Below are 21820 nucleotides of genomic sequence, written 5' to 3'. Positions count from 1 at the left end.
AAAGACAGCGCTGTCTTTAAAGGCTTGTAGCGAGGGGCAAATCGGGATCGACCGAGAGGTGAAACGTTTCAGTGGGTTGCGGGCAAGGATAAAGCCCCTCTATTGATAGAAAAAGGGGCATTCACAAGATGAATCCTTTCGGATTTGGTAACAGTCGCCCGAACGGGCGTTTATGCGGCGTGGCCAGAGGGGCGCGAGCCCCCCCAGCATGTTGCGCAAAGCGGCGTCAGAAGGTGGTGCGCAAGCCCACTTGCACGCTGCGCCCCGGTGCCGGGGCGATGTCACGCAGGATGGAACTGGCGTAGCGCACGGTCTGGTTGGTCAGGTTTTCGCCGTTGACGAACGCCAGCCACTGGCTGCCGCCCAGGTTGAAGCGATAGCCCGCGCTGGCGCCCAGGGTGGTGTAGGCGTTGGTGCCGCTTTCGTTGTCGGGCACGCGGCCTTGGCCGGCGGCGTGTTCCACATCGATACGCGCTTGCCAGCGGTCCAGTTCCCACAGCAGCCCGCTGTTCACGCGCAGCGGGGCGATGCGGGGCAGGGCTTCGCCGGTGTCCAGGTTGGTGGCGCGGGTGTAGTCGCCGGACAGCTCCAGGGCGAACTTGCCGTAGGCCCCTTCGCCCAGCTTCCAGTGATCCTGTGCTTCAAAGCCTGCGAAACGTGCACGCACACCCGAGTATTTGAATTCGGGAATGCCGCCTGCGTCTTCCTCGCCTTCATCGTTGAGCGTGCGCCCCGTGCCCAACAGGCCGATGTAGTTGGAGAAGTGGCTGTAGAACACGCCAAAGCTGCCCTTGTGGGTGCCGTTGTCAAAGCGCAGGGCCAGGTCGCTGGACACCGCCTTTTCCTTGGACAGGTTGGCGTCGCCTAATTCAAAGGTGCCGGTGGCCACGTGGGCACCGTTGGCGTACAGCTCGTAGAACGTCGGTGCGCGTTCGGTGTAGCCCAGGGTCGCGGCCAGCGACCACACCGGCGTCAGCGTGTACACCGCGCCGGACGACAGGCTGCCCGCGGTGAAGTCGCTGGTTTTGTCGGCGGCGGCGAAACGCTCGTTGCCCTTGCTGTCCGGGTTGATGCTGGTGTGTTCCAGGCGCGCGCCCAGGCTCAGTTTGAGGCGCTCGGTGGCCTGCATTTCTTCAAGGATGAACAGCGCGCCAGCGTTGGTGTCGGTCTGCGGCACGAAGGCTTCTTCGCCCAGCGCCGAAAACTCGTTGCGGGTGACCTGGGCCCCCACCACCCCGTTGAACGGGCCGATCGGCTGGTGGCGGGCTTCCACGCGGGCTTCATATCCCTTGTTTTTGAACGTGGTGCCGACCTCGCCGCCTTCGATCTCGCGATGCTCGTAGTCGGTGTAGCCCGCGTCCAGCTTCACCGAGGTGAACGGGCCTTGCAGGTTGCGGATCTCGGACGCGAAGGCGTAGTGATCCTGCTTCATGCGGATGCGCACATCCTGCTCGGCGGGCGAGCCGTAGTTGCTGTCGTAATTGCTGTAGGACAGCCCGGCGTAACCGTCGTCCCAGGTGTAGGAACCGCCCACCGCGCCGCCGTCCTGGCGCCCGCTGCTGTTGCCCAGGCGGCCGTGCTTTGCGTCGTCGTCTTCGCTTGGCGGCGCGTGGCGGTCACGGGCAAAACCGGGGATTTTCAGGTCGTTGAACTCGCGGGCATTGGCGTCCAGGTGCAAGGCGAAGGTGCCGTTGCCCGCCTCCAGTTTGCCTGCGCTGCTGCGGGTGGTGTCGGCGCCGCCGTAGCGCAGCTCGCCAGCCCCGTGAATGCCTTCGATGGCTTCGGTGGGGATGCGGTTGTCAAAGGTGTTGACCACCCCGCCAATGGCGCTGCCGCCATACAACAACGCGGCCGGGCCGCGCACGATTTCGACGCGGTCGACGTTGACCGGGTCCAGCGGCACGGCGTGGTCGTAAGACAGTGACGAGGCGTCCAGCGCGCCCACGCCGTTGCGCAACAGGCGAATGCGATCGCCGTCCTGGCCCCGAATGATCGGGCGGCTGGCCCCCGGGCCGAAGTACGACGAGGACACGCCGGGCTGTTTGTTGAGGGTTTCACCCAGGCTGCCTTTTTGTTGCAGCGTCAGGTCATCGCCTTCCAGCACGGTGGTGGGCGAGGCCAGTTGCGGGCTGCCCAACGGGTTGCCGGTGATCACTTGGGGTTGCAGTTCCAGGGCATGGGCCTGGGCACACATCAACACGGCGGCGGCAAGCGGGGACAGGCGCCAGAGCAGGGGAGAAGAAAGAGACATCGGTCATTCCTTAGGCGGCGCACAGGGGTGCGCCAAGTCAAAAAACCAGGCGGCGACGGTAACGAGACGCATACATTTGATCGTTATGGTTACAATATAACATCTCTTTTTGTGTCGGGAAGGGGAACTTTTTCCAGCGGCTATAGTGAAGGCGGTGCTTCCACCGGCCCGACCCGTCGGCTAAGGTGCGCGGCTTCGTTTCTTCTTTTTGCAAAAAGGCCCGGCATGACCGCAACAAGCAACGACCCGCTGCACGGCGTCACCCTGCAACACGTCCTCACCACCCTGGTTGAGCATTACGCATGGGAAGGCCTGGCCGAGCGCATCGACATTCGCTGCTTCAAGAGCGACCCGAGCATCAAGTCCAGCCTGACTTTTTTGCGCAAGACGCCTTGGGCGCGGGAAAAAGTCGAAGGCTTGTACGTGAAGCTGATGCGCACCAAACGCCCGCAGGACTGAGCGCGTGAGCGGTTATGTGGCGCTGGCGGCCCTGGCCGGTTGGGCGGGGTTGGCGATTCAGCAGTACCTGATTTTCTATTCGCGCTGGAGCGCCGAGGCCAGCCTGCTGGGCGGCCTGGTCAGCTTCTTCAGCTTTTTCACCGTGCTCACCAACACCCTGGCGGCGGTGGTGTTGACGCACGCGTGGGTAGGCCGCCCGGGCGCCGCGCGCCGGTTTTTCCTGAGCCCGGTCATCAGCAGCGGTATTTGCGTGAGCATCCTGGTGGTGGGGCTGGCCTACAACCTGCTGCTGCGGCATTTGTGGCACCCCCAAGGCTTTCAATTTATCGCCGATGAGTTGCTGCACGACGTGATGCCGCTGCTGTTCCTGGGCTATTGGTGGCGCTGCGTGCCCAAGGGCAGCTTGCGCGTGAGGCACATGGCCGGCTGGGTGATTTACCCGGTGGTGTATTTTGCTTATGCGCTGCTGCGCGGGCATGAACTGGGGCAGTACCAGTACCCGTTCATCGATGTGGACACGCTGGGTTATCCCCAGGTGTTCGTGAACGCGGGCGGCATCTTGGCGGGCTTTGTGCTGGTGGCGCTGGTGATCGTGGGCCTGGACCGCGTGCTCAAATCACCCCGCGCGCGGTGATCGTCCCCGCGCCTGTGGGAACGATCCAACGCAGGCGGGTTAGGCTTCGTCACTGCCCTCGGCACGCCAGTAACCCACGGCCTTGAGGTATTCGTCGTCAAGCCCGTGTTGGTCGAGCAGCACGCGGCGCAGCTGGCGCGACACTTTGGTTTCGGTCGCCACCCACGCGTACAGCTTGCCGGCCGGCACTTTCAACTGGCTGACGGTGTGCAGCAGGTCGTCGGTGCCGCGCACCACCCAGATCACCTCCACCATCGCTGCGCTGTGCAGCGCTTGGCGCTCCTTGAGATCGGCCACCTCGATCACCGCCAGCACCGTGCGCCCGGCCGGCAGTTCTTCCAGGCGCCGGGCGATGGCGGGCAAGGCGGTTTCATCGCCGATCAGCAGGTAGCTGTCAAAGATGTCCGGCACGATCATCGAGCCCCGTGGCCCGCCCATGTACAGCGGCTGGCCCACTTGCACCTGTTCAGCCCAGGTCGAGGCGGGGCCGTCGCCGTGCAGCACGAAGTCGATGTCCAGTTCGCCCAGGGCGGCATCGAAACGCCGTGGCGTGTAGTCGCGCATCGGCGGTTGCGGGCCGTCGCCCTTGATGCTGAAGGTGGGGCTTTCCAGCGCCGCCTGTTCGGCCGCGTTCTGTGGGAACAGCAGCTTGATGTGGTCGTCGCTGCCCAGGCTCACGAAGCCCGCCAGTTGCGGCCCGCCCACGGTGATGCGGCGCATGCGCGGGGTGATGTCCACCACCCGCAAGACTTCGAGGCGGCGACGGACAATCTCGTGACTGACGCGGTGGATCACTTGCGTATTCATTGGCTTTTCCCCTGGGAAGACGGGACGGCCGGGCCGTCGACAATGGCTTGCGCGGTGCCGTTGAGCAGGCCCGCGACACGAACGATTTCTTCCGGGCTCCAACGCCCGTGGTGCAACTGCAAGGCATGGCGCAGGTTGTGCACCGCCTCGTGGATTTCGGGCGGGCGGTCATGGCCACGCAACGAGCGCTTGCTGACGTCGATGCGCATGCGCACGCCGTCCAGGGCCACCGCCTGCTCACTTAAAAAGAGACGACCGGCGTCCGTGATGGTGTAGCGTTTTTTGCCGCCTTCGGCGTCGCCGGTGATCCACTCGCTTTCTTCCAGAAACGTCAGGGTGGGGTAGATCACCCCGGGGCTGGGGCTGTAGGCACCGTCGAACAGGCCTTCGATCTGGCGGATCAGGTCATAGCCGTGGCACGGCTGTTCGGCGATCAACGCCGCCAGCAGCAATTTCAGGTCGCCCGGTGCGAACACCCGGGGGCCACGGCCACCGCGTTCGCGGCCCGGGCGTTTCTCGAAGCCGTCGCGGCCTTCGTGAGGGTGGGGGTGATGGGGGTGATGCTCTCTCATGTGTGCGCCTCTCCGTTATGGTTAGATACAACTTAAGATATATCTTAAATGTGTAGCAAGCCCACCAGACCAACGGTAGTGGTCCCGCCCTGATCACCGCCTGTGACGCAAGCCTTGTCCTACGTTATTGATCGCCACTTGGGCATTCACCAACTTGGGTGAATGTCATACCGTTCTTACAGCCTTTTAGTGAACATAAAAGTTGCATGTTTACGCCTATGTAGTCTGAGTCTTACAGGAACTTTTAAAGTTTTGGCAAAATGCCACTTTCTTCCTATCAAGTGCATCGTGCTCGGGCTACGTGCGAATGGGAAACTGCTGGCTTACCGGTTTTTTTTACCGCTGGATACTTGTCTCGCTTTGAACGAACGGCAAGTTCGTCAATGCAACTTATTGGAAAGTTTCGAGTTTTCGAGCGTTTCAGTAATTTCTAAAACTTTGATTTTTATTAGAAAACAGGTATCCAACATGTTCAAAAAAACTGCCGTTGCCGCCTCGCTGCTGGCCATCGCCGTTAGCTCTACCGTGGCGTTTGCTGCCGAGGACGCGCGCACGTCCATCCAAATCAAAGCGGATATCCCGACCAAGCAGTTTCATGCTCAGCCGCGAGACCCCAACTTTGGTAAAGATGAAACCATGAACTACAACCCGGTCAGCGGTGAACTGAGTTCCCTGCGTGCCACCTTTGACGTGAAAAACACCGACGGTTCGGTGCATGCCTATATCGAAGGCGGCCCTACGGCTGCTGCGCTGTACAACGGCAGCAACAGCATTGCACTGACCAACACCTTCAACGGCGTCGTGCTCACCGCCACGCCGCAAGAAGTGGTCGATGACCCGCAATCCACCCCGGGCACCCAGGCAGACCTGGTGATCACCCCGGCCAAGCCGCTCGACACCCAGAACGGCCTCTACACCGCCAACTACACGGTGATTTTCGACGCCGTACCGCGCGCGCCGTTCCTCTAAGCCCTGGCTGCACCCCGTGGCGGCTCACGCCACGGGTTCATGAACAGGGCGGGTGTGTTCACTCGCCCTGTTCAACAGTCCCGACTGCCTGTATTGACGAGTATTCCGTTCATGTTTTCAAAGACGCCTATCGCGGGTGCGCTCATGCTATCGCTTTGCGCGAGTGCCCTGGCTGCAACGCCAGTCGCCACCACGGCGGGCAGCCTGCTGTCGCAGTCCAAGGGGTTGCCGGCAGAGTTTGAACAGCACTTCTTTGATGTGCCCCTGGCCGTGCGCGTGGAGCTGGACCAACAGTTTCTCGGCGAAGCCATGATCGTGCTGGGCCGGGATGATCGCATCACGCTGCTGGAATTCACCGACACCGCCGACAGCGCCTTCACGCCTGCCGAGCGCGACACCTGGCAGCAAATCCTGCAACCGGGCCTGCCCCTGGGCGGCTGCGAAGGCACGTGCCCCGCGCAGTTGCTGGCGTTGCACTACAGCCTGGAAAACTCGCTGGTGTCGATCCTCACGCAAAACGTGGAACGCAACAGCGAAGCCAAGCGTTACTACGACCAGCCCGAGGCGGGCAGCCTGGGCCTGATCGTCAACAACCAGCTCAACCTCAACGGCGGCCAAGGCCAGGCCGTGGGGGGGCGTTATGGCCTGGAAGCCAGTTCCAGCCTCGGCAACTGGAGCCAGGCATTCAACCTGCAACTGTCGCGCTTTGGCGGCACCGACACCCAGCTGTACCACGCGGTGCACGAGCTTTATACGCAGCGCGAAATGCACGGCAATTTCCTGCGCCTGGGCTATTTCATGCCCGGCTCCGATGGCCTCACCCGGCAAGTGCGCTCGTTTGGCGCCAACCCGGACACCGCGGTGGGCGTGATGTTTGCCAGCTCCGACAGCCTGCTCATCAACAACCCCAAGCCCAGTGTCTACCCGATCTACGTCACCGCCAGCCGCCAGGCCGCGGTGGAGATCTACCGCAACGGCTTGCTGATCAACACCCAGCCGGTGTCCGCCGGTTTGCAGACCCTCGACACGCGGCCCTTGCCCGGCGGCATCTACGAAGTGGAAGTGCGCCTGGTCGAAGACGGCCTCACCACCACGACCACCCAAGAGCTGGTGTACAAGCCCAACAACTGGCGCAACGCCGACGAGCGCTTTCGCTACAGCAGCTTCCTGGGGCGTGAAACCAAACTGCTGAGCAACTGGGATGAACAATCCAGCGGCTTCATGACCTACGGCGCGGCGCTCAACTACCTGGCCCACCCCCGGGTGATCCTGGGCGCCACCACACGCAAGGTGCGTGAAAAAATGCAGTTGGGCACGTCCATCGACTGGACCCTGGCCAACAGCCTGAGCCTGTATGCCAACGTCTACCAGACCCAGGACCACGGCACCGGCCTGGACCTGCAAACCCTGTACAGCTACGGCAGCGGCAGCCTGGTGTTCAGCCACAACCGCAGCTGGCTGGACACGCGCCGCACCTACGAGCTCCTGCCCGACGGCACCCGCCTGCGTCCGCGTACCGTGTTCATCGGCCAGACCAGCAACTCGTCGCTGGCGCTCAACCATCGCCTGAGCAACAAAAGCTCGATCAACTCACGGCTTGCCTACAGCCAGGGCAACCTCCAGGGCTGGGGCCTGGACCTGGGCTGGAGCGAGCGCACCTCGCTCTTGGGCAACGACGCCAACTGGCGGCTGTCGGTGTTCGACCGCCCGGCCACCGCCAGCACCGGCGACAAGCGCAACCGTGGGGTGGACCTGAGCGTGAGCATCGCCCTGGGAGCGCCCGGCGAGCAATGGTCGGCCAGCCTTGGCACCCGCACCGCCCGCGACGGTCGCCGCGACAACAACGGCTCGCTGACCTACCAGCGCAGCCTTGAAGGCCACGCGCTGCAAAGCGTGTCGGGCACGCTGATCGCCGACACCTATGGCGTGGGCCTGTCGGGTCGCACCAGCTTCCAGACCGACCACCTGTACGGCGATGCCTTCGCCCAGCGCTCCTCCTTCAACGACCAACTCACCGGCGGCCTCAACCTGAGCAGCACCGTGGCCGTGGGCGGGCAAAAGATGGCCCTGAGCAGCCAGCACCAAGGCAGCGGGGCCGGGATGATCATCGATGTAGAAACCGACCTCGACGCCATCACCCTGCGCGCCGATGACCTGTCTGGCGGCAGCACGCGCTTGCGCCCCGGGCGCAACTTTGTGCCCATCACCGCCTACCGCAACAGCACGCTGGCCTTCGACTTTGACGGCAACCACCCGCCCGCCGCCAACATCCAGCCGGCCCGAAGCAACTACCACCTGAACAAGGGCGGAGTGGACTACCGCAAGATCAGCGTGATGCGCACCGTCACCGTGCTGGGCCGCCTGCTCGACGAGCAGGGCAACCCGCTCAAGGGCCACCACGTGATCAACCACGCCAGCCGTGGGGTGAGCGAGGTGGACGGGTTCTTCTCCATGGAAATGAACACCGGCGCACCGACCTTGGAGGTGCGCTACGCCAACCAGTTGCTCTGCCAGTTCCGGCTCGACCCGAACACCGCGCGCCAGGAACGCGACGTGTTGCTGATCGGCGACCTGCGCTGCACGCCAGACACCCTCGCGGAGGCTGTCCACGGTGCGCAGACCGCCGGTTGAGCCGGTACGCACTCCCGCGGGCCGTGGTGGCCCGTGTCAAACAATGAGGTTGCAAGTGATGAAACGTTTTGGATTGTTGTGCGCTGCATATCTGTTTTCTGTCGGGGCGCAGGCCGGTCCGCAAATCAACGTGGGGGTGGTCTACGACTACCTGGACGCGGATAAAAGTACCTTCATGAAGCGCGTCTTCAACGGCGGCACCTCCACCGCCTTCGTCAAGGTCAACATCCTGGAGATGATCTACGCCGCCGACGGCAGCTACCGCGAAGTGGCGCTGCAAGACCACGTCGGCGGCACCGCCCGCGATGGCTTGATGGCCAGCCCGGCGCGGCTGATCGTGCCCGCCAACGGCACGCAGGGCACGCGCTTGCTGTTTATGGGCAACCGCGACAAAGAGCGCTACTTCCGCGTGCGCTTCGTGCCCGTGGTGCCGCAGAGCGAAGACGAGTTTGCCCTGAGCGAGGAAGAACGCGCCGACTACAAAGACAGCCTCGCCGCCGGTGTGCGCGTGCTGGCGGGCTACGGCACGGTGTTTTTCGTGCGCCCCGGCAACACCCGTTTCGACACCCAGGTGCAAGACATCGCCAACCGTTATGCCCTGCGCAATAACGGCAACAGCGTGGTGGTGGTCGACGAATTCAAGGACTGCGCCGCCGGCAACCCGCGCGACTGCCGGCCCACCGTCAAGCACCACGTCATGGCCGGGCGCAGCTTCAGTTTTGACAAACAAGCGGGGCGCGAATACCGCTTCAGCCTGATCGAAGGCGCCGCGAAAAAAACCATCGAGATCAAAGGCTGATCCCCCGCCACAGGTGAAAAACGATGTTCAAGCTATTGGCCTGCGTGGCCTTATCCTCCGCTTGCCTGCTGCTTGCACCCTGCGTGCAGGCGGCCGTCGAGCGGGAAACCTTTGAGGTGTTTGTAGAGATCCCTACGCCGGACTTTTACGTGTTGCCGGTGGACCCGGGGCTGGTGCAACAGGAGCAGCGCCTGGACTACAGCCCGGTGTCGTCCGAGCTGCGCCCGTTGCGTGCGCAGTTCGATGTGAAAAACATCGGCGGCGCCATCGGCGCCCGGCTGGAGGAGCCGCCCTTTATCTACAACGGCGCTGATCGCATCGACCTGCGCGTGAGCTTCAACCAGCAGGAGTTGAGCCTGGAGCGCCGCGAAGTGGTGCCCACCGCCGATGCACGGCCCGGCAAGCGCGTGCCCCTGGACATCGTTGCAATCAAACCGGCGGACGATTACCGCCCCGGTCACTATTACGGCACGGTGCGGGTGGTGTTCGACGCCACGGCGCCGGGCTTTTGAAGGGATGCCTCTCATGACGTTCATCCGCTCGGCGTTATGCGCCGTGGCCCTGATATTGCCCGCAGCGGCGCAGGCGCTTACCCAAGACATCACCGCCCGCTTCCGGCCGGATCCGTCCAATGCAATGGTCAACAGGTTCGTCAACACCACCCCCGAGAGCGGGATATGCCCCTGGCACATTCCGGAGCGCTGCAAGGCCCTCGGTATTTTCAGTATTCGCACCGAGGACATACAGTTCTCGTCCAACGGGCCCATCGAGGGCAACCATACCGACCCGCGCAAAGGGGCGATGTTCAAGGTGCCCAGCGAGTGGCGAGATGTGACGGTCAATCATGCGGTGACCGGCAAGAGCGAAACGGTGCGGATGCGCATCGCCGGGATCGGCGGGCGATGGGACTTGCCCTTGGGGTTCAACCACTCGTTATGGGAGCGCGGCGCCATTGGCTGGGTCTATCCCAGTGCCCCGTGCATCGGCACCGGCTATGGCACCGGCAACAGCCGGATCTTTTTATGGTCGTGGATCGTGCCGCTCAACGCCAACGCATGTTCGATGCGTGCGGTGGGGGATATCCCGCAGCTGTCCTACCCGGTGTTCGAGTACTCCTATGAGCTTAAAACGCCCAACCCCCTGACCATGGACAACGGCCTGTACACCGGCTCGCTGACCTACACCCTGGGGCCGCACGCCGACATCGATTTTGGCGACATCATGATGCCCAGCGACAACCTCATGGTGTTCAACTTCACCCTGGACGTGGACCACCACCTCAAGGTCGAAATCCCGCCCGGCGGCAACCGCGTGCAGCTTGAACCCCAGGGCGGCTGGCAAGCCTGGCTGCACAGTGGGCGCAAGCCGACGCGGTTGTTCCGTGACCAGACCTTCAACCTGTGGGCCAGCACCCACTTCAAGATGACCCTGGAGTGCGGCGAGCCCGTGGGCAACACCTGCAGCGTGCGCAATGCGGCGGGGCATCAAGTGCCGTTCGATGTGGCCGTGAGCCTGCCGCCGGGCTTGAGCGACAGCCTCGGGCGGCCGGTCAGCCGGCTGCCCTTGCGCCTGGATGGCAGCGGCACCCATTTGTTTGAGCCCAGCCGCTATATCGACCGCAAACCGAGCACGTTGCATTTCGAGATCGGTACGGACGGTGTCTCGCAAATGCTCGACCACGGCAGCGGCACCCCCTATACCGGCACCGCCACGGTGGTGTGGGATTCGGAGGTGTAGCCCCCGGGCGCTCGCTACAAACGGGTCTCTGGCCCTGCGTCCAGCGCGGCCAGCGCCTCAAACGTCAGCCGCCGTGCCAGGCTCTTTTCACTCGGCACACCGCCTGCGCCCTCCAGTATCTGCTCGTAGGCCTGCGGGTCCATTTCGGCCCCCGTCAGCACCTGCGCATGCGGCACGCCCAGTTCGTCCGCCAGTGCCAGCAACGGCGCGGTCAGCCCGGGCCGTGCTTCGGGGCGGGCGTGGGCCCAGGCCTTTTGTGCAAACAGCAAATCATCGATGCGCTCCCCCACGGCGGCATCCCGGTCGGCGCTGGCCCGAAAGGCGCCGGGGTGGCTGTCGCGCAGGTGTGTCTCCCAGAACGGCTGCTGCAACAGGCCGTCCACCAGGCCGTTCCCGCGCTCCAGCGCCAGCAGCGCGTTGTAGGTGTTGTTGATCTGCAAGTCGCTCACCTGGGCGGTGCCGCGATAGGTCATGTGCCCCGACACCCAGGGCAAATCCAAGCGCGCTTGCAATGCACTTTGATACGCCAGGTACACCTCCACTTCATCCACGCCGCCCGGTTGCCCTTCCACCAGTTGGGTACTGAAGTGCATGCCCCAGCCGCCCTGGTCGCGCGGCGCCACCCGCAGGGCGATGTCTTTGCGCACCTGTTCGTTGAGCCGGTCCAGCCGCGTCTTGCCCTTGGCCAATTGCGTCAGGCGCCGGTGCCGTGCAGGCCCAGGCGGCAGGGCATGGGCCTCGGCCAGCTCCACCTCAAGGCCCATCGCATTAAAAATATGCGCGCCCGCGTCGGCGCACGTCACCGGGTTGCTGGCCTTGAGGAACAGGCGCTTGCGCAGCACCTCGTCGCCGCCCATGGCGTGCAACATGCGCCACACCTTGGCCGTCAATGCCTGGCGCCCGGCGTCGTAGCGCAGGCGGTCTTCCGGGTCTTCGAACTGCTCCGGTTGTTCCAGGCTTTTGATCACTTCAAAAAAGCCCTGCGAGCCGTGTTCCTGTTCCAGGTCGTGCCACAGCTCGATCAGCGCGGGCTGGGCTGGCGCCGGTTGGTCGCGCAGCCAGAAGTCGGCGTCACCCCGGGGCGGATAGCTGCGGTAAGGGTCCAGGCCGGCGGCCAGGCGGTAGCTCACCAGGTGTTCTTCGGCGTCCAGGGTCAGCCGGTGACGGTCCAGGCGGGTGTTGGCCACCCATTGCGCTTCGGGCTGCCAGGGCAGAAAGCGCGGCACGGTGCGGATGGGCGAGCCGGACAGGTCGAGGTGAAAATGCGCAGGCCTTGGGTGCTCGAACAGCCCCGGCGGCCACTCGGTGATGCCGGTATGGCGCAGCACCAGCGAGCGCAGGTGCGGCATGCCGCCGACGTCGGGCGCTTGGGTCAGTCGTGGGTTGTTTGACAGCGCCAGTTGCCGCAGGCGGTCCATCGAGGCCAGGCGGCCCAGGCTCAGGTCGTCCCATTGGATCGGGTTGTCGCTCAGGCCCAGCTCGCTGAGGTAATGCAGGTGGGGCACAGCGTCGGGCAGGCGGGTCAGGTTGTTGCTGCGCAGGTCCAGGTGGAGCAGGTGCGGGAAGTTGACGAGGAAGCGGCAGTCGGCGTCGAGCAGGCCGGTGTCGATCAGGTCCAGGTGCTGCACATGCTCAAAGCTGGCCCGCAGGGGCGGCAGGTTGGCGAGCAGGCCCTGGAGCGGCACGCTGTCGAGGGTCACGCCGATGCCGTGCTCGTCGGCGTGCAGGTTGTGCTCCCACGTGCGGATCAACGCTTGTGCCAGGTCCAGGCGGGTGCGGTCGGCGCCTTGGGGCTCGTGGGGGAGGCGGGTGGTGACCCATTGGCGCAGGTCTTCCTGCAAACGGTTTTTCTCGGCCTCCAGCTCGTCGAAGCGGCGCCGTTGCAGCGGGTTTTCCAGGGTCAGCAGGTAGGCGTCCCGCTCGCTTTGCGCCGCGTAGGGGTACACCGCCTCGACCCGCTCGCTCAGCGGGCGCGGCAGTTGCGGCACGGTCCATTGCCGGGTGCGGCGCATGGGCATTTGCCGCAGCACCAGCGTGTCGGGCACCGGCGGCGTCGGTTGGGTTTGCAACAGGGTACGCCGCGCTTGTGGCGCGTTGATGGTGTCGATCAGCCAGGCGTGCAAGGTCGCGCCGTCGTTGCCCGCGGTGCCCAGTGTGTGGCGCTCGGCGTCGGGCAGGGCGTGCAGGATTGCCGCGTAGATATCCACAGGTGCGGGCAACAAGGCCTGCTCCTCGTCATACAGCTGGTAATCGCCCGCTTCGCTTCTGACCAGGTGCCGCACCCGTGGAGCGCCGCGCGGGCCCGCAGCGGCACGTACCGCGCCGGTCAGCCTGTGTTTGCGCACCTCAAGGCGCGTATTGCCCAGCGCATCGCTGTGGCGGCTCAGGGTGTTGAGGATCATTTGTTCGCTGTCGGCCGTGAGCCGCGCAGGCTCCAACAACCCCTCAAACGCATGCGCGCCACGGGCTTGAAGCAGCTGCTCGCGGGCCAGGTTTTTCAGGCGCAGCGGCAAGCGTTGTTCGGTGTTCATCACCTGTTGCTCGGCGGGCGTCGCCTGCTCCACCACACTGCGTACCAGGCTGGTGGGCAGCTCGGGAAACTGTTCGCGCACCCGCTGCCCGTAGAGTGAATCGACCTGTTCGCTGTTGGCGTACAGGTAGTCGAATACCGACGCCCGGCGCTGTTCCAGTTCGTGCGCCAGGCGCTCGCGCAGCGCCTTGGCATCGGCCTTTTCGCCCAGCAGTACGCGCAACTGCCCAGCGTCGAGAAACCCCACGATGCGCTCTGCCAGCGCTCCGGTGTTCAGGTCCTGGCGACTGATGGCCAGCCGGTGCGGTGCGTCGGGCTCGCCAAACCCCAAGGGCTCGCCGCGCAGGTCGGCTTCTTCGTACACATCTATCGCGCAGTCGGCCGGCCAGCCCGGCAGTTCGCACGCCAGGTGAGGGCTCCAATAGGTGTGTTCGTCCACCGCTTCACCGCTGCGCAGGCGTTGCGGCAATTGTTCGACCTGGTGGCTGAGTTCCAGGCGCTTGAGGCTGTCGAGCAGCAGCGGCGGGGCGGGTTTTTTGTGCACTTGGGTGGCGCGTAATACGTCAATGTCCACGCCGCTGGTGCGTTGCAGGCGCGCCAGTTGCGCGTCATCCAGGGTGGCCGCGTAGGGCGTCACGCGGCGCAGCAACGGGTAGTCGCTCAAAGCGCCGGGGCGGGCGTCGTGGTGCACCGGCGGGGCATAGGCGTCAGCCCGCCTGGGGTGCTGGATGCGGTGCACGCCGCTGGCCGGGTCGAGCTTCACCGCATAGTGCTCACCTTCCAGCGCCAGCAGTGTCTGGCCTTGGTGCGTGTGCAGGCCCAGGGCATCGGGACGGGACGTGGCAGGCAGCGTCGTTGTTTGCGCATACGGGCGCAAGTCCGGGTTCCACAGGCGCGTGGCCTGGTTGACCTGCACCGGTATCAACTGCTCGACAAACGCCGACGGCAGCCGTTCAAGCAACTGCGCGGCGGCGCCAAAGGCGGCCAGTTGCACCCCATCGCTGACCACCCCCACCAGGTGCTCGGCGGCTTCCAGGGCCTGGCCTTCGGCGAGATCGACCACGCCTTCGACGATTTCGTCGAGCAACTGGTAGGCGGTGTAGGCCAGCATCAACTCCCCCAGCAGCGGCACGAACGGGGTGATCACCAGCAAGGCCGCATTGAAGAGTGCCGACACGGTCTGCTCGAAACGGTCCCACCAGGCCCAGCGGGCGCGGCGGTCGGCGTCGGCGGTGGGCACTGCCCATTCACGGGCATCGTTGAAGATTTTGTCGAGGCTATATGCATACAGGCGAGGCCACAGGTCGCCCTCGATGCGCACCGCTGCAAAGCCCAGGTGCGGTTGTGAAAGGCGGCCAAAAAAAGCCTGGCGCTGCTGCTGGTCGACGAAGCGGCTGAAAAATGTGCAGTAGGTAGCGTCGCGCAGTTTTTCGCGCAGGTCGGCCATCAAGGCCAGGGTGCTGGGGTAGTCCTTCACCGGGTGCTGGGGGGCGTGGGGGATGTAGGCCACCACGGGGCTGACGTCGCGAGCGGTGTCCAGGTCGGCGGCGATCAGCAAGATGCCGGTGAGCACCGTGCCCAGCATGTGCAGGCGATAAAACTGCATCACCCCGCGCTCGCCCTTGAGGGTGCGTTGCAGCAGGTAAAAGGTGGCGGGGCTGATGGCCTGTTGGTGCAGCGCCATCAACGCGGCGGCCTTGAGCGTGGCTTTTTGGCTGGCAATGACGGTTTCGGCCAGCGCCTCGGGCAGCAGGTGCTGCTGGAGATGACGCTGATACCTTGCGCCGATGTCCAGCTCGCGGCACAGGGCGATGAACTGCGCGAGGCTCATCTTGCGCTCCACGGGCCGGGTGACGAAATGGCCGCGCGCGTCGGGGCGGCTGATGTAGCAGGAGCTGTCGGCAAACCGCTGCGTGTCGGCGAAGTTGTGCAAGGCCGCGTCCAGCAATGACACCGTGTGGCTGGTGGTGCCGGGGATCACCGCGCCCGTGGTGAGGTGCAGGAACAGGCAGGTGTCGTGCACGTCATCCTCGACCTGATAGCGCTGCTTCAGGGCTTTTACCAGTAAGGGTTCGGCGAAGGCGTAGACGTCCTGCACCTGTTGCAAGTAGCGGTCCACGGCGTTTTGCGTGGTCCAGGCGTGGGCGTTGGCGGCCTTGAGCGGGCGGTGATCGACCGTGCGATACCACGGCGCCAGGGTGAGCGGCGCTGCCGCCAACGCCCGCGCCCGGTGCCCGCTGGTGTCCAGCAGCCAGGGCGGGGTGTTGTGTTGGATCAGTTCAAGGTGCGGGGTGGGCATGCTGAAAACCTGCGGTCATGGCAAAGATCACCAGCCTATTGGCCCGCCCGGCGGCCAGGGATTACATAGTTACACCGTCTCGCCGTTCTCTACGGGGGCGCAGGCCTGCGGTGGTGGCGAGCAGGCGGCTGGCACGGCAGTGAACAGCCCGTAGGTGTAATCCAGGCTTTCACTGGCCAGCACCTGTTGCACGGTCCAACTGCCCGGCCAGGGCGCGGGCCGCTCGGCGGCGTTGAACACCAAGGTGGCGCCCAGGTCGAACCCCGGCCTGTCTGTGGTGGGCAGGTAGGGCTGGGTGTTGGGGTGCTGGCGTTTCCAGCGCTCCCACAGCAGGTCCAGGTGGCAGTGGTGCAGGAAAAAGACCGGGTCGTTGGGCGAGGTGGGGAAGTTCATGTTGCCGCTGACCCAGCGGTGCACCGGGTCGTGCAGCATGCCTTCGGCAAAGTTCACCCAACTGTCGGGGCCGGGGGTGTAGGGCACTTTGGTCAGGGCGGTGAGCACCTGGTCGGCGTCGGGCAGGTGGGCGCCGGCCTCGGCGCCGAAGTCGCGGCGCAGGCCCGGGTCGCCCAGGTCCAGGTCCCAGATGCGCACTTCAAAGCGCCCGGTGTGAAACGCGAACGGGCCTGAGGTGATGCGGTTGTTCTGGTCGCTGTCGCCGTTGCCACCCAGAAAGCCCGGGGTGAAGGGGTCATTGGGGCCGGTGAGGGACCAGTCCCAGAACGGCAGGGTGATGCTGCGGTCGTTGGCCGCCGCTTGCAGGGCCAGTTCAAACTGACGCAGGAACACGCGGTGCCAGGGGAAAAACAGCGGGCTGCGATGGGGCATGGGCTCGAAAGCATCGCGCCCGCCCATGGCGTTTTTATGCACCTGCACGAAGTCGTCGTAGCGCTTTTGGTGGCCGGGACGCAGCACGCTGTCCACTTCGTTTTTCAACAGCAGTACGGCGGCGACAAACGCGTTTTTCTGTTCGCGGGTCATGTGGCGGTGGTTGAGTCGGATGTCCATGGCGGTTCGTTTCCTTGAGTGAGAGGCCAGCGCGACTATGCCGCGTGCCGGCGTGCCGTCGCGGTATTTGTGTAGGCCTGGCCGCAGTGGCCTGCGCGGTAGTGTTTGCGGTTTAGCCCGCACGGACCTGCCCATGACCACTCCCCAAGCCCCCCTTCGCGCGATCGAGGCGCTGTTCAGCCAGCCGCCCACTTTGCCCGCGGTGGCTGCGCTTTGTGCACAAACCTACCTGGACCAGCACTTCGCACCGCTTGCCTTGAAGGCCACGCAGGTGAGGGTGGGTGATCAACCGTTGGCCCACTGGCTGATGCAGCGATTGGCCGCTGCCACGCCGGTCCACCTGGTGGAAGGGGTTCACACAGGCGTGCAACGGGTGCGTGAGTTGCAGGTGCCGAGCGGCCTGTCGCTGGGCGAGCTGGAAGCGCTGATCAACTATTGCGGGTGCCGTCTGCTGAGCGAGTATGCCGAGCAGTTGCAGGCGTTCTGGCGGGCCACCGACGCCCAGGGCCTCAGCCGCTGGCGGCGCCTGGCCGTGGCGCTGTCGGGGTTGTGGCCTCCGGCACCGGAGGGCGCCACGTTTGCCACGGTGCATGTGCGCTGCCAGGACCGCGCCCCGCACGAGGCGCACATGCTGGCGCTGCTGATCAGCCGCCAGGCCGGGCAACTCCTGCTGTTGAGCCCCGCCAGCGGTATTCATCGGCTGGCACAACTGGACAACGCCCAGGCGCTGTTGCCCGCAGCCATGGACGCGCCCTGCGAGGCGCCGCTGGCGTGGTTCACCCAGCCGGTGTTGGGTGAGCCCTTCGAGGCCTTGGCGGCCAGCTACCTGGCGCGGCAGTTGCGCGAGATCGCCCGCATCGACCGCCGCAGCCCCGGCACCGTGGCGCATTACCAGGCGCTGCTGAGCCATATCACCGACCCCCGCCGCTGGTTTATCAACCCGTTGTCGCCGTGGCAGCAGCGCCTGCGCGACGAGTTGCCGTTGTGGTTGCTTCACGCCAGCGCCGACGACAGCCTGGCCTATGCGCGGTTGTTGCAGGCACTGGCGCAGGCTGCGCCCGGGCATTTCCTGCAAGGTATCGCGCCTATCCGCCCGTTTGCCGACGCGCGTTTGCAGGCCTGCCTCAAGCGCCATCCGCAAGCGGCCCAGCTGGCGGCGGCGCAGATCCAGCTGCGTTTTGACCGGGTGATTGCCGCTGCCGTCCCGCTGCCCGGTGGTTTTATCGCCGGTGAGATCGACCCCGTCACCCTGAGCCTGACCGACCTGGCCCTGGAAAACCTCGGCGGTTTTCCCCACGTGGCGAAAGCCATCACCGTCAATGGCAAACCGGCCCCGGCGGGGCTGACCTTTGAACTGCTCAAGGCCTGCGTGACCGCGGTGGACATCGGCCAGGCTTATCCCCAACTGCTCAAAAGCAAGCTGCAAGACGACCCTGTCGAAGTCACCCGCCGCTTGCGGTTGTTCAGTGAGCAACTGCGCATCCAACTGCCGATGCTGGCGCTGGAGTTGAAGATCAAGGGGCAGCACGGCGTTACCGAGGCCGGGTTTCGCCGCGTGCGCGCCGCCGTGCAGGCCACGCCGACCGGGCGCAGGCTGGACGGCCAGGCGATGGCCCTGTGGCCGCTGGCGTTCAAGGCGGGCGAGCAGACCGACGCCGTGCTGAACATGTTTGTGATCGGTCCGTACCACGGGCAGGACGGGCCGCACCTGTTATACCGCCCGTTGTCCGACACGCCGTTGCTGGAGTTCGCCACCCTCGGGGCCCTGTTGGACGCGATCCGGCGCGCCGGGCCGTTGCAGGACGATGTGCTGGCGTGGATCGCCCCCCGGCGCCAGGCGGTGTACGCCCACGGCGGTTTTCAGGAACCGCATGTGCGTCATTTTCAGCAGGGCGACGAATTTGCCACCTACGACAAACCGCCGCCGGTGCAGCTCGCCAAGACGGTGGCGGAGGGGGACCCGGCCCGGCAGGTGTTTACCGCCACCGTCAGTGCCCTGGTGACCCTGGCCGACCGCCAGTCGGTGAGCAATGCCGAGCAGCGCTGGGGGTTGCTGAAGGCGGGCGGCTGGCTGCTTTTTGGCCTGTTGCTGCCTTACCTTCGCGGGCCGCTGATGCTCGGTGGCTGGTTGTTGCAACTGGCCGACAGCCTCCAGCAGGATGTGGCCGCGTTGCACGGCGACGATGAACAAGCCCGCCGCGCCGCGCTGATGGACCTGTTGACCAACCTGATGCTGGTCCTCGTGCACCAGGCCAACCCCCGGCAGGCGCCGCCGGGTATCGAAGCGGCGCCGTCCGTGGCGGCTTCGCGCTGGGTGGCGGTGGCCGCACCCTTGAATCACCTGGCGCCCGGCAGTTGGGCGAATGCGCGCAACACCCTGACCGCCGACTTGCAGGCCCGCATCCGCCACTTGAGCGTACACACCGCGGCATTGCCGGTGGAGCCCGGCGGGCCCTGGCAGGGCTTGATGCGCGACCCGGCGTTGCCCGAACGCTGGCAGGCCCGTGTGGGCGAGCAACGCTTCTGGGTGACGTTCGAGGAGGGGCGGGCGCGGGTCATCAGCGCCGACGGCAGCGCCCTCGGCCCCTGGCTCAAACCCTTGGGGGGCGGGCGCTGGGACTTCGATCTGCAACTGCGCCTTTTGGGCGGCGCGGACCGCGAGCCCGCACGCCAGGGCGCCAGCAAGGCCAGCCTTGAGGCCGATTACCGGCAAGTCAGCCAGGACCGTGCGCGGGCGAATGTGGCCATGGCCGTGGCGCGCGAGCTGGCCAGCAAGCCCGTCGGCCAGATCGATGAACAGCAGCGCGCCCAGGCCCGTGAAAGCTACGTCCGGCACCTCAAAGACAAGGTGCACTTTGCGCTGCTGGAGTTGCAGCTTTTAAGACGCCTGCGTGACCTGGGCCCGCGTGCGCGTTATGAAGAGGACCTGTGCCAGGTGCTGGAATCGGTCATCCTCACCACCCGTTTGCTGGACGCCCACACCCGCACCCAAATGCTCGCCAGCAACGAGCGCCTTCGCCCGGTGTTCGATCAGCTCACCGACGAGAGCGCCGATGAGGCCCAGGCCGACATCAACCAGCAAGCCCACGCGCGGCTCAGCCTTGGCATGCGCGAACTGGCCGCGATCCACGACGACGCGATCCACTGGCGCACCCTGGAGCAGCGCTATCTGGACCAACTGGGGCAGGTGCCCAAGTACGGCCGCGACCGGGCGCGAGCCTTGAGCAGCGAGCTGCCCGCACGCCCGTCGATCATCGATTTGCAGACCCTGCAACTGAACACCCTGTGGGGCATCGCCATCGACGTGGCGGGCCCGCCGCTGGACGATGATTTTTTTGCGGGCATGAGCCAAACCATCAACCGTGCGCGCTGGGCCGGGCGTTCTCAGGCCGACCTGGGACAGCTTTCCAGTAGCGCGGTCGAGCGCATCGAACTGCTCGAAAGTATCCAGCAGGTGTACGCGCAGACCGACGACCGTATCGAGTTCTGGCAAGCCATGGCGCCGGATAAGTTCGACCTTGACTACCTGCAAAAACTGCGCGACCTGCTCGAAGGGCTGCGTTACAAGGTGGACCGGCAGTTGAGCGAGCTTTTGCAGCCCGAGGTCGACAGGCCGCCGGTGCGGCCCGCGCCGGGCCCGCGGCGCAAAAAAATCATCCGTATGCGTAACCGCGATTTGCTGGTGGCCCAGGTTAGCGAGCCGACGCTGGCGCTGCCGGGTGAAACTGCCGAGGTGCGAGATGCGGGCGGCGCGCTGATCGGCTCGTTCACCGAAGCCGAAGACGGGGTGTGGGACGCGGCCACGCAGCCCCGCACGCCCCAGGCCGATCAGGCCCTGGGCAACCTGATGAAAAAGGGCGAAGCGCTGCTGGGGGCTGTGGACAAGGCCATCGCCAGCGTCGAGGCCATGGTGGAAAAAGCCCATGACCCCGCCTCCTTGCAGGCGCTGCTGGAATCCGAAGCCCGTACCCGCCAGTGGGCTGCCGACAGCCTGGGGCGCACACTGCATGACCTGCAAGGCGGGCGGCTGGCGGCGGTGCAGCAAGCCAATGCGCGGGCCTTGCAAAGCCGGTTGCAGGCCGCCGTGGACCGCCTGCACGCCGCGGGTTTGCAGGCGCGCCTGCGCAGCACGCGCCACCGCCCGATCAGCCAGGACGACCTGGCGTTTTTGCACAGCCAGCATGAGGTGCGCATCAGCCGCCAGGGCGCGCGCGTGGCGCTCAAGGGGCGGCGCGATGATTACTTGCAGGTGTACCGGGTGAGCGATGTGCGCACCGACAAAGCCCTGTGCTACGCACACTTTCATTACACGCGCAGCCAGGGGCCGGACGACCACTTCACCGCCGCCCACCTCAAGAGCCCCGAGCAGGAGCGCCTGGGCCGCGTGGCGCAGGGCGAGGCCGAGGCGCAGGCGTTTGCCCGCATGCGCCTGGGGCAGACCGGGCGCGTGCGCCAGACCCTGGAGATTCGCCGGGCGCAGATCCAGTTGCCGCTGGCCCGGCGCTTATTTTTCAGCGTTGACTAGGGGCTGTTCCCGTTTCACATGGGTAGCCAGAAGAAGGCACAAGCCATAGCCACCACGCTTTCGTAATTTTTCTCAAGTTTGTCGAAGCGCGATGCAACCGCCCGATAATGCTTCAGCCGGGCGAATGCGTTCTCGACCAAGTGTCGATTTCGATAAAGGCCTTTATCTAGATCCGCGTTACCCTTCACTGAGTTGCGTTTCCTGGGAATCACGGCTTTGGCACCTTGTTGTTCAACCTGCTCCCGTATCGCCTCACTGTCATAGCCTGTTGGCGCTGGTGCGACTTTGACCCAGGCTGCCGGAATTCATTAACCCACCCGAATACTCAGTAAACGATGGCCTTGCGCGGGATTTCAGCTACTGAATATGGGTCAGTCAAAATCAGCAGCTTGGGGCAAAGTCGCACCAGCGCCAACACTTGCGGGTCTGCTTGCGCTTACCGGCGTACTCTGCGTCGGCGAAGGCCATTTGCTTCATCATCGAAAAGCTCGGCGATTGGTGTCGGGGGATTTTGCCAAATTAGGGAGCCTTTTCAGGATTTTCCTAGGGAAATCCTGAAGAAGACTTCCAAATATGGTGAAATACGCCGATCCCGTTGCCCG

General features: G+C 64.9%; 13 protein-coding genes and 1 pseudogene. 8 read left to right on the top strand and 6 right to left on the bottom strand.

The features are described from left to right. Nucleotides 1-226 precede the first annotated feature (226 nt). Nucleotides 227-2251, bottom strand: a complete 2025-nt coding sequence (locus ACW9H9_RS05705; RefSeq protein ID WP_457342290.1) for a TonB-dependent receptor — start codon at nt 2249-2251, stop codon at nt 227-229. A 225-nt stretch (nt 2252-2476) separates the two neighbouring features. On the opposite strand from ACW9H9_RS05705, the gene ACW9H9_RS05700 reads away from it, so the two are divergent. Beyond that, nucleotides 2477-2710: a VF530 family protein gene (locus ACW9H9_RS05700; protein WP_457342291.1), complete on the top strand. Its 234-nt coding sequence runs from the start codon at nt 2477-2479 to the stop codon at nt 2708-2710. 4 nt (nt 2711-2714) lie between these two features. Beyond that, nucleotides 2715-3344 carry a Pr6Pr family membrane protein gene (locus tag ACW9H9_RS05695; RefSeq protein ID WP_457342292.1) on the top strand — a complete coding sequence of 210 codons (630 nt, stop codon included), beginning with the start codon at nt 2715-2717 and terminating at the stop codon, nt 3342-3344. A 39-nt stretch (nt 3345-3383) separates the two neighbouring features. On the opposite strand, the gene ACW9H9_RS05690 is transcribed toward ACW9H9_RS05695, so the two are convergent. Continuing rightward, nucleotides 3384-4151, bottom strand: coding sequence for a siderophore-interacting protein (locus ACW9H9_RS05690; protein WP_457342293.1), 768 nt, complete (start codon nt 4149-4151; stop codon nt 3384-3386). Next, nucleotides 4148-4723, bottom strand: coding sequence for a PadR family transcriptional regulator (locus ACW9H9_RS05685; protein WP_457342294.1), 576 nt, complete (start codon nt 4721-4723; stop codon nt 4148-4150). Before ACW9H9_RS05685 ends, ACW9H9_RS05690 begins: the two co-directional genes overlap by 4 nt. A gap of 468 nt (nt 4724-5191) precedes the next feature. Between ACW9H9_RS05685 and ACW9H9_RS05680 the strand changes: the two genes are divergently transcribed. The 5 genes from ACW9H9_RS05680 (at nt 5192) to ACW9H9_RS05660 (ending at nt 10859) form a co-directional block, all read left to right on the top strand. Beyond that, nucleotides 5192-5692 carry a CS1 type fimbrial major subunit gene (locus ACW9H9_RS05680; protein ID WP_457342295.1) on the top strand — a complete coding sequence of 167 codons (501 nt, stop codon included), beginning with the start codon at nt 5192-5194 and terminating at the stop codon, nt 5690-5692. A 111-nt stretch (nt 5693-5803) separates the two neighbouring features. After that, the gene (locus tag ACW9H9_RS05675) at nt 5804-8323 is read left to right on the top strand and encodes a CS1-pili formation C-terminal domain-containing protein (protein WP_457342296.1); all 2520 of its coding nucleotides are present in this window, start codon (nt 5804-5806) and stop codon (nt 8321-8323) included. 58 nt (nt 8324-8381) lie between these two features. Beyond that, a complete protein-coding gene (locus tag ACW9H9_RS05670) occupies nt 8382-9122 on the top strand; it encodes a molecular chaperone (protein ID WP_457342297.1) in 741 nt (246 codons plus the stop codon). A 23-nt stretch (nt 9123-9145) separates the two neighbouring features. After that, entirely contained in the window at nt 9146-9634 is a 489-nt protein-coding gene (locus ACW9H9_RS05665) for a CS1 type fimbrial major subunit (RefSeq protein ID WP_457342298.1), read from the top strand. A 13-nt stretch (nt 9635-9647) separates the two neighbouring features. Beyond that, a complete protein-coding gene (locus ACW9H9_RS05660; RefSeq protein ID WP_457342299.1) occupies nt 9648-10859 on the top strand; it encodes a hypothetical protein in 1212 nt (403 codons plus the stop codon). Between the two features lie 14 nt (nt 10860-10873). On the opposite strand, the gene ACW9H9_RS05655 is transcribed toward ACW9H9_RS05660, so the two are convergent. Both ACW9H9_RS05655 and ACW9H9_RS05650 read right to left on the bottom strand, forming a co-directional pair. Then, the gene (locus tag ACW9H9_RS05655) at nt 10874-15688 is read right to left on the bottom strand and encodes an NEL-type E3 ubiquitin ligase domain-containing protein (RefSeq protein ID WP_457342300.1); all 4815 of its coding nucleotides are present in this window, start codon (nt 15686-15688) and stop codon (nt 10874-10876) included. A gap of 69 nt (nt 15689-15757) precedes the next feature. Continuing rightward, nucleotides 15758-16693 carry a tyrosinase family protein gene (locus ACW9H9_RS05650; protein WP_457342301.1) on the bottom strand — a complete coding sequence of 312 codons (936 nt, stop codon included), beginning with the start codon at nt 16691-16693 and terminating at the stop codon, nt 15758-15760. 133 nt (nt 16694-16826) lie between these two features. Here ACW9H9_RS05650 and ACW9H9_RS05645 point away from each other — a divergent pair, with 133 nt between their 5' ends. Beyond that, on the top strand, nt 16827-21218 hold the full coding sequence (locus ACW9H9_RS05645; protein ID WP_457342302.1) for a hypothetical protein: 4392 nt from the start codon (nt 16827-16829) through the stop codon (nt 21216-21218). A gap of 14 nt (nt 21219-21232) precedes the next feature. Here ACW9H9_RS05645 and ACW9H9_RS05640 read toward each other — a convergent pair. After that, nucleotides 21233-21493 (bottom strand): annotated as a pseudogene (locus ACW9H9_RS05640) (transposase); the annotation flags it as partial. Nucleotides 21494-21820: the final 327 nt, after the last annotated feature.

The sequence above is a fragment of the Pseudomonas sp. SDO5215_S409 genome, assembly GCF_054071325.1.
This window is presented reverse-complemented; position numbering and strand designations above follow the sequence as displayed.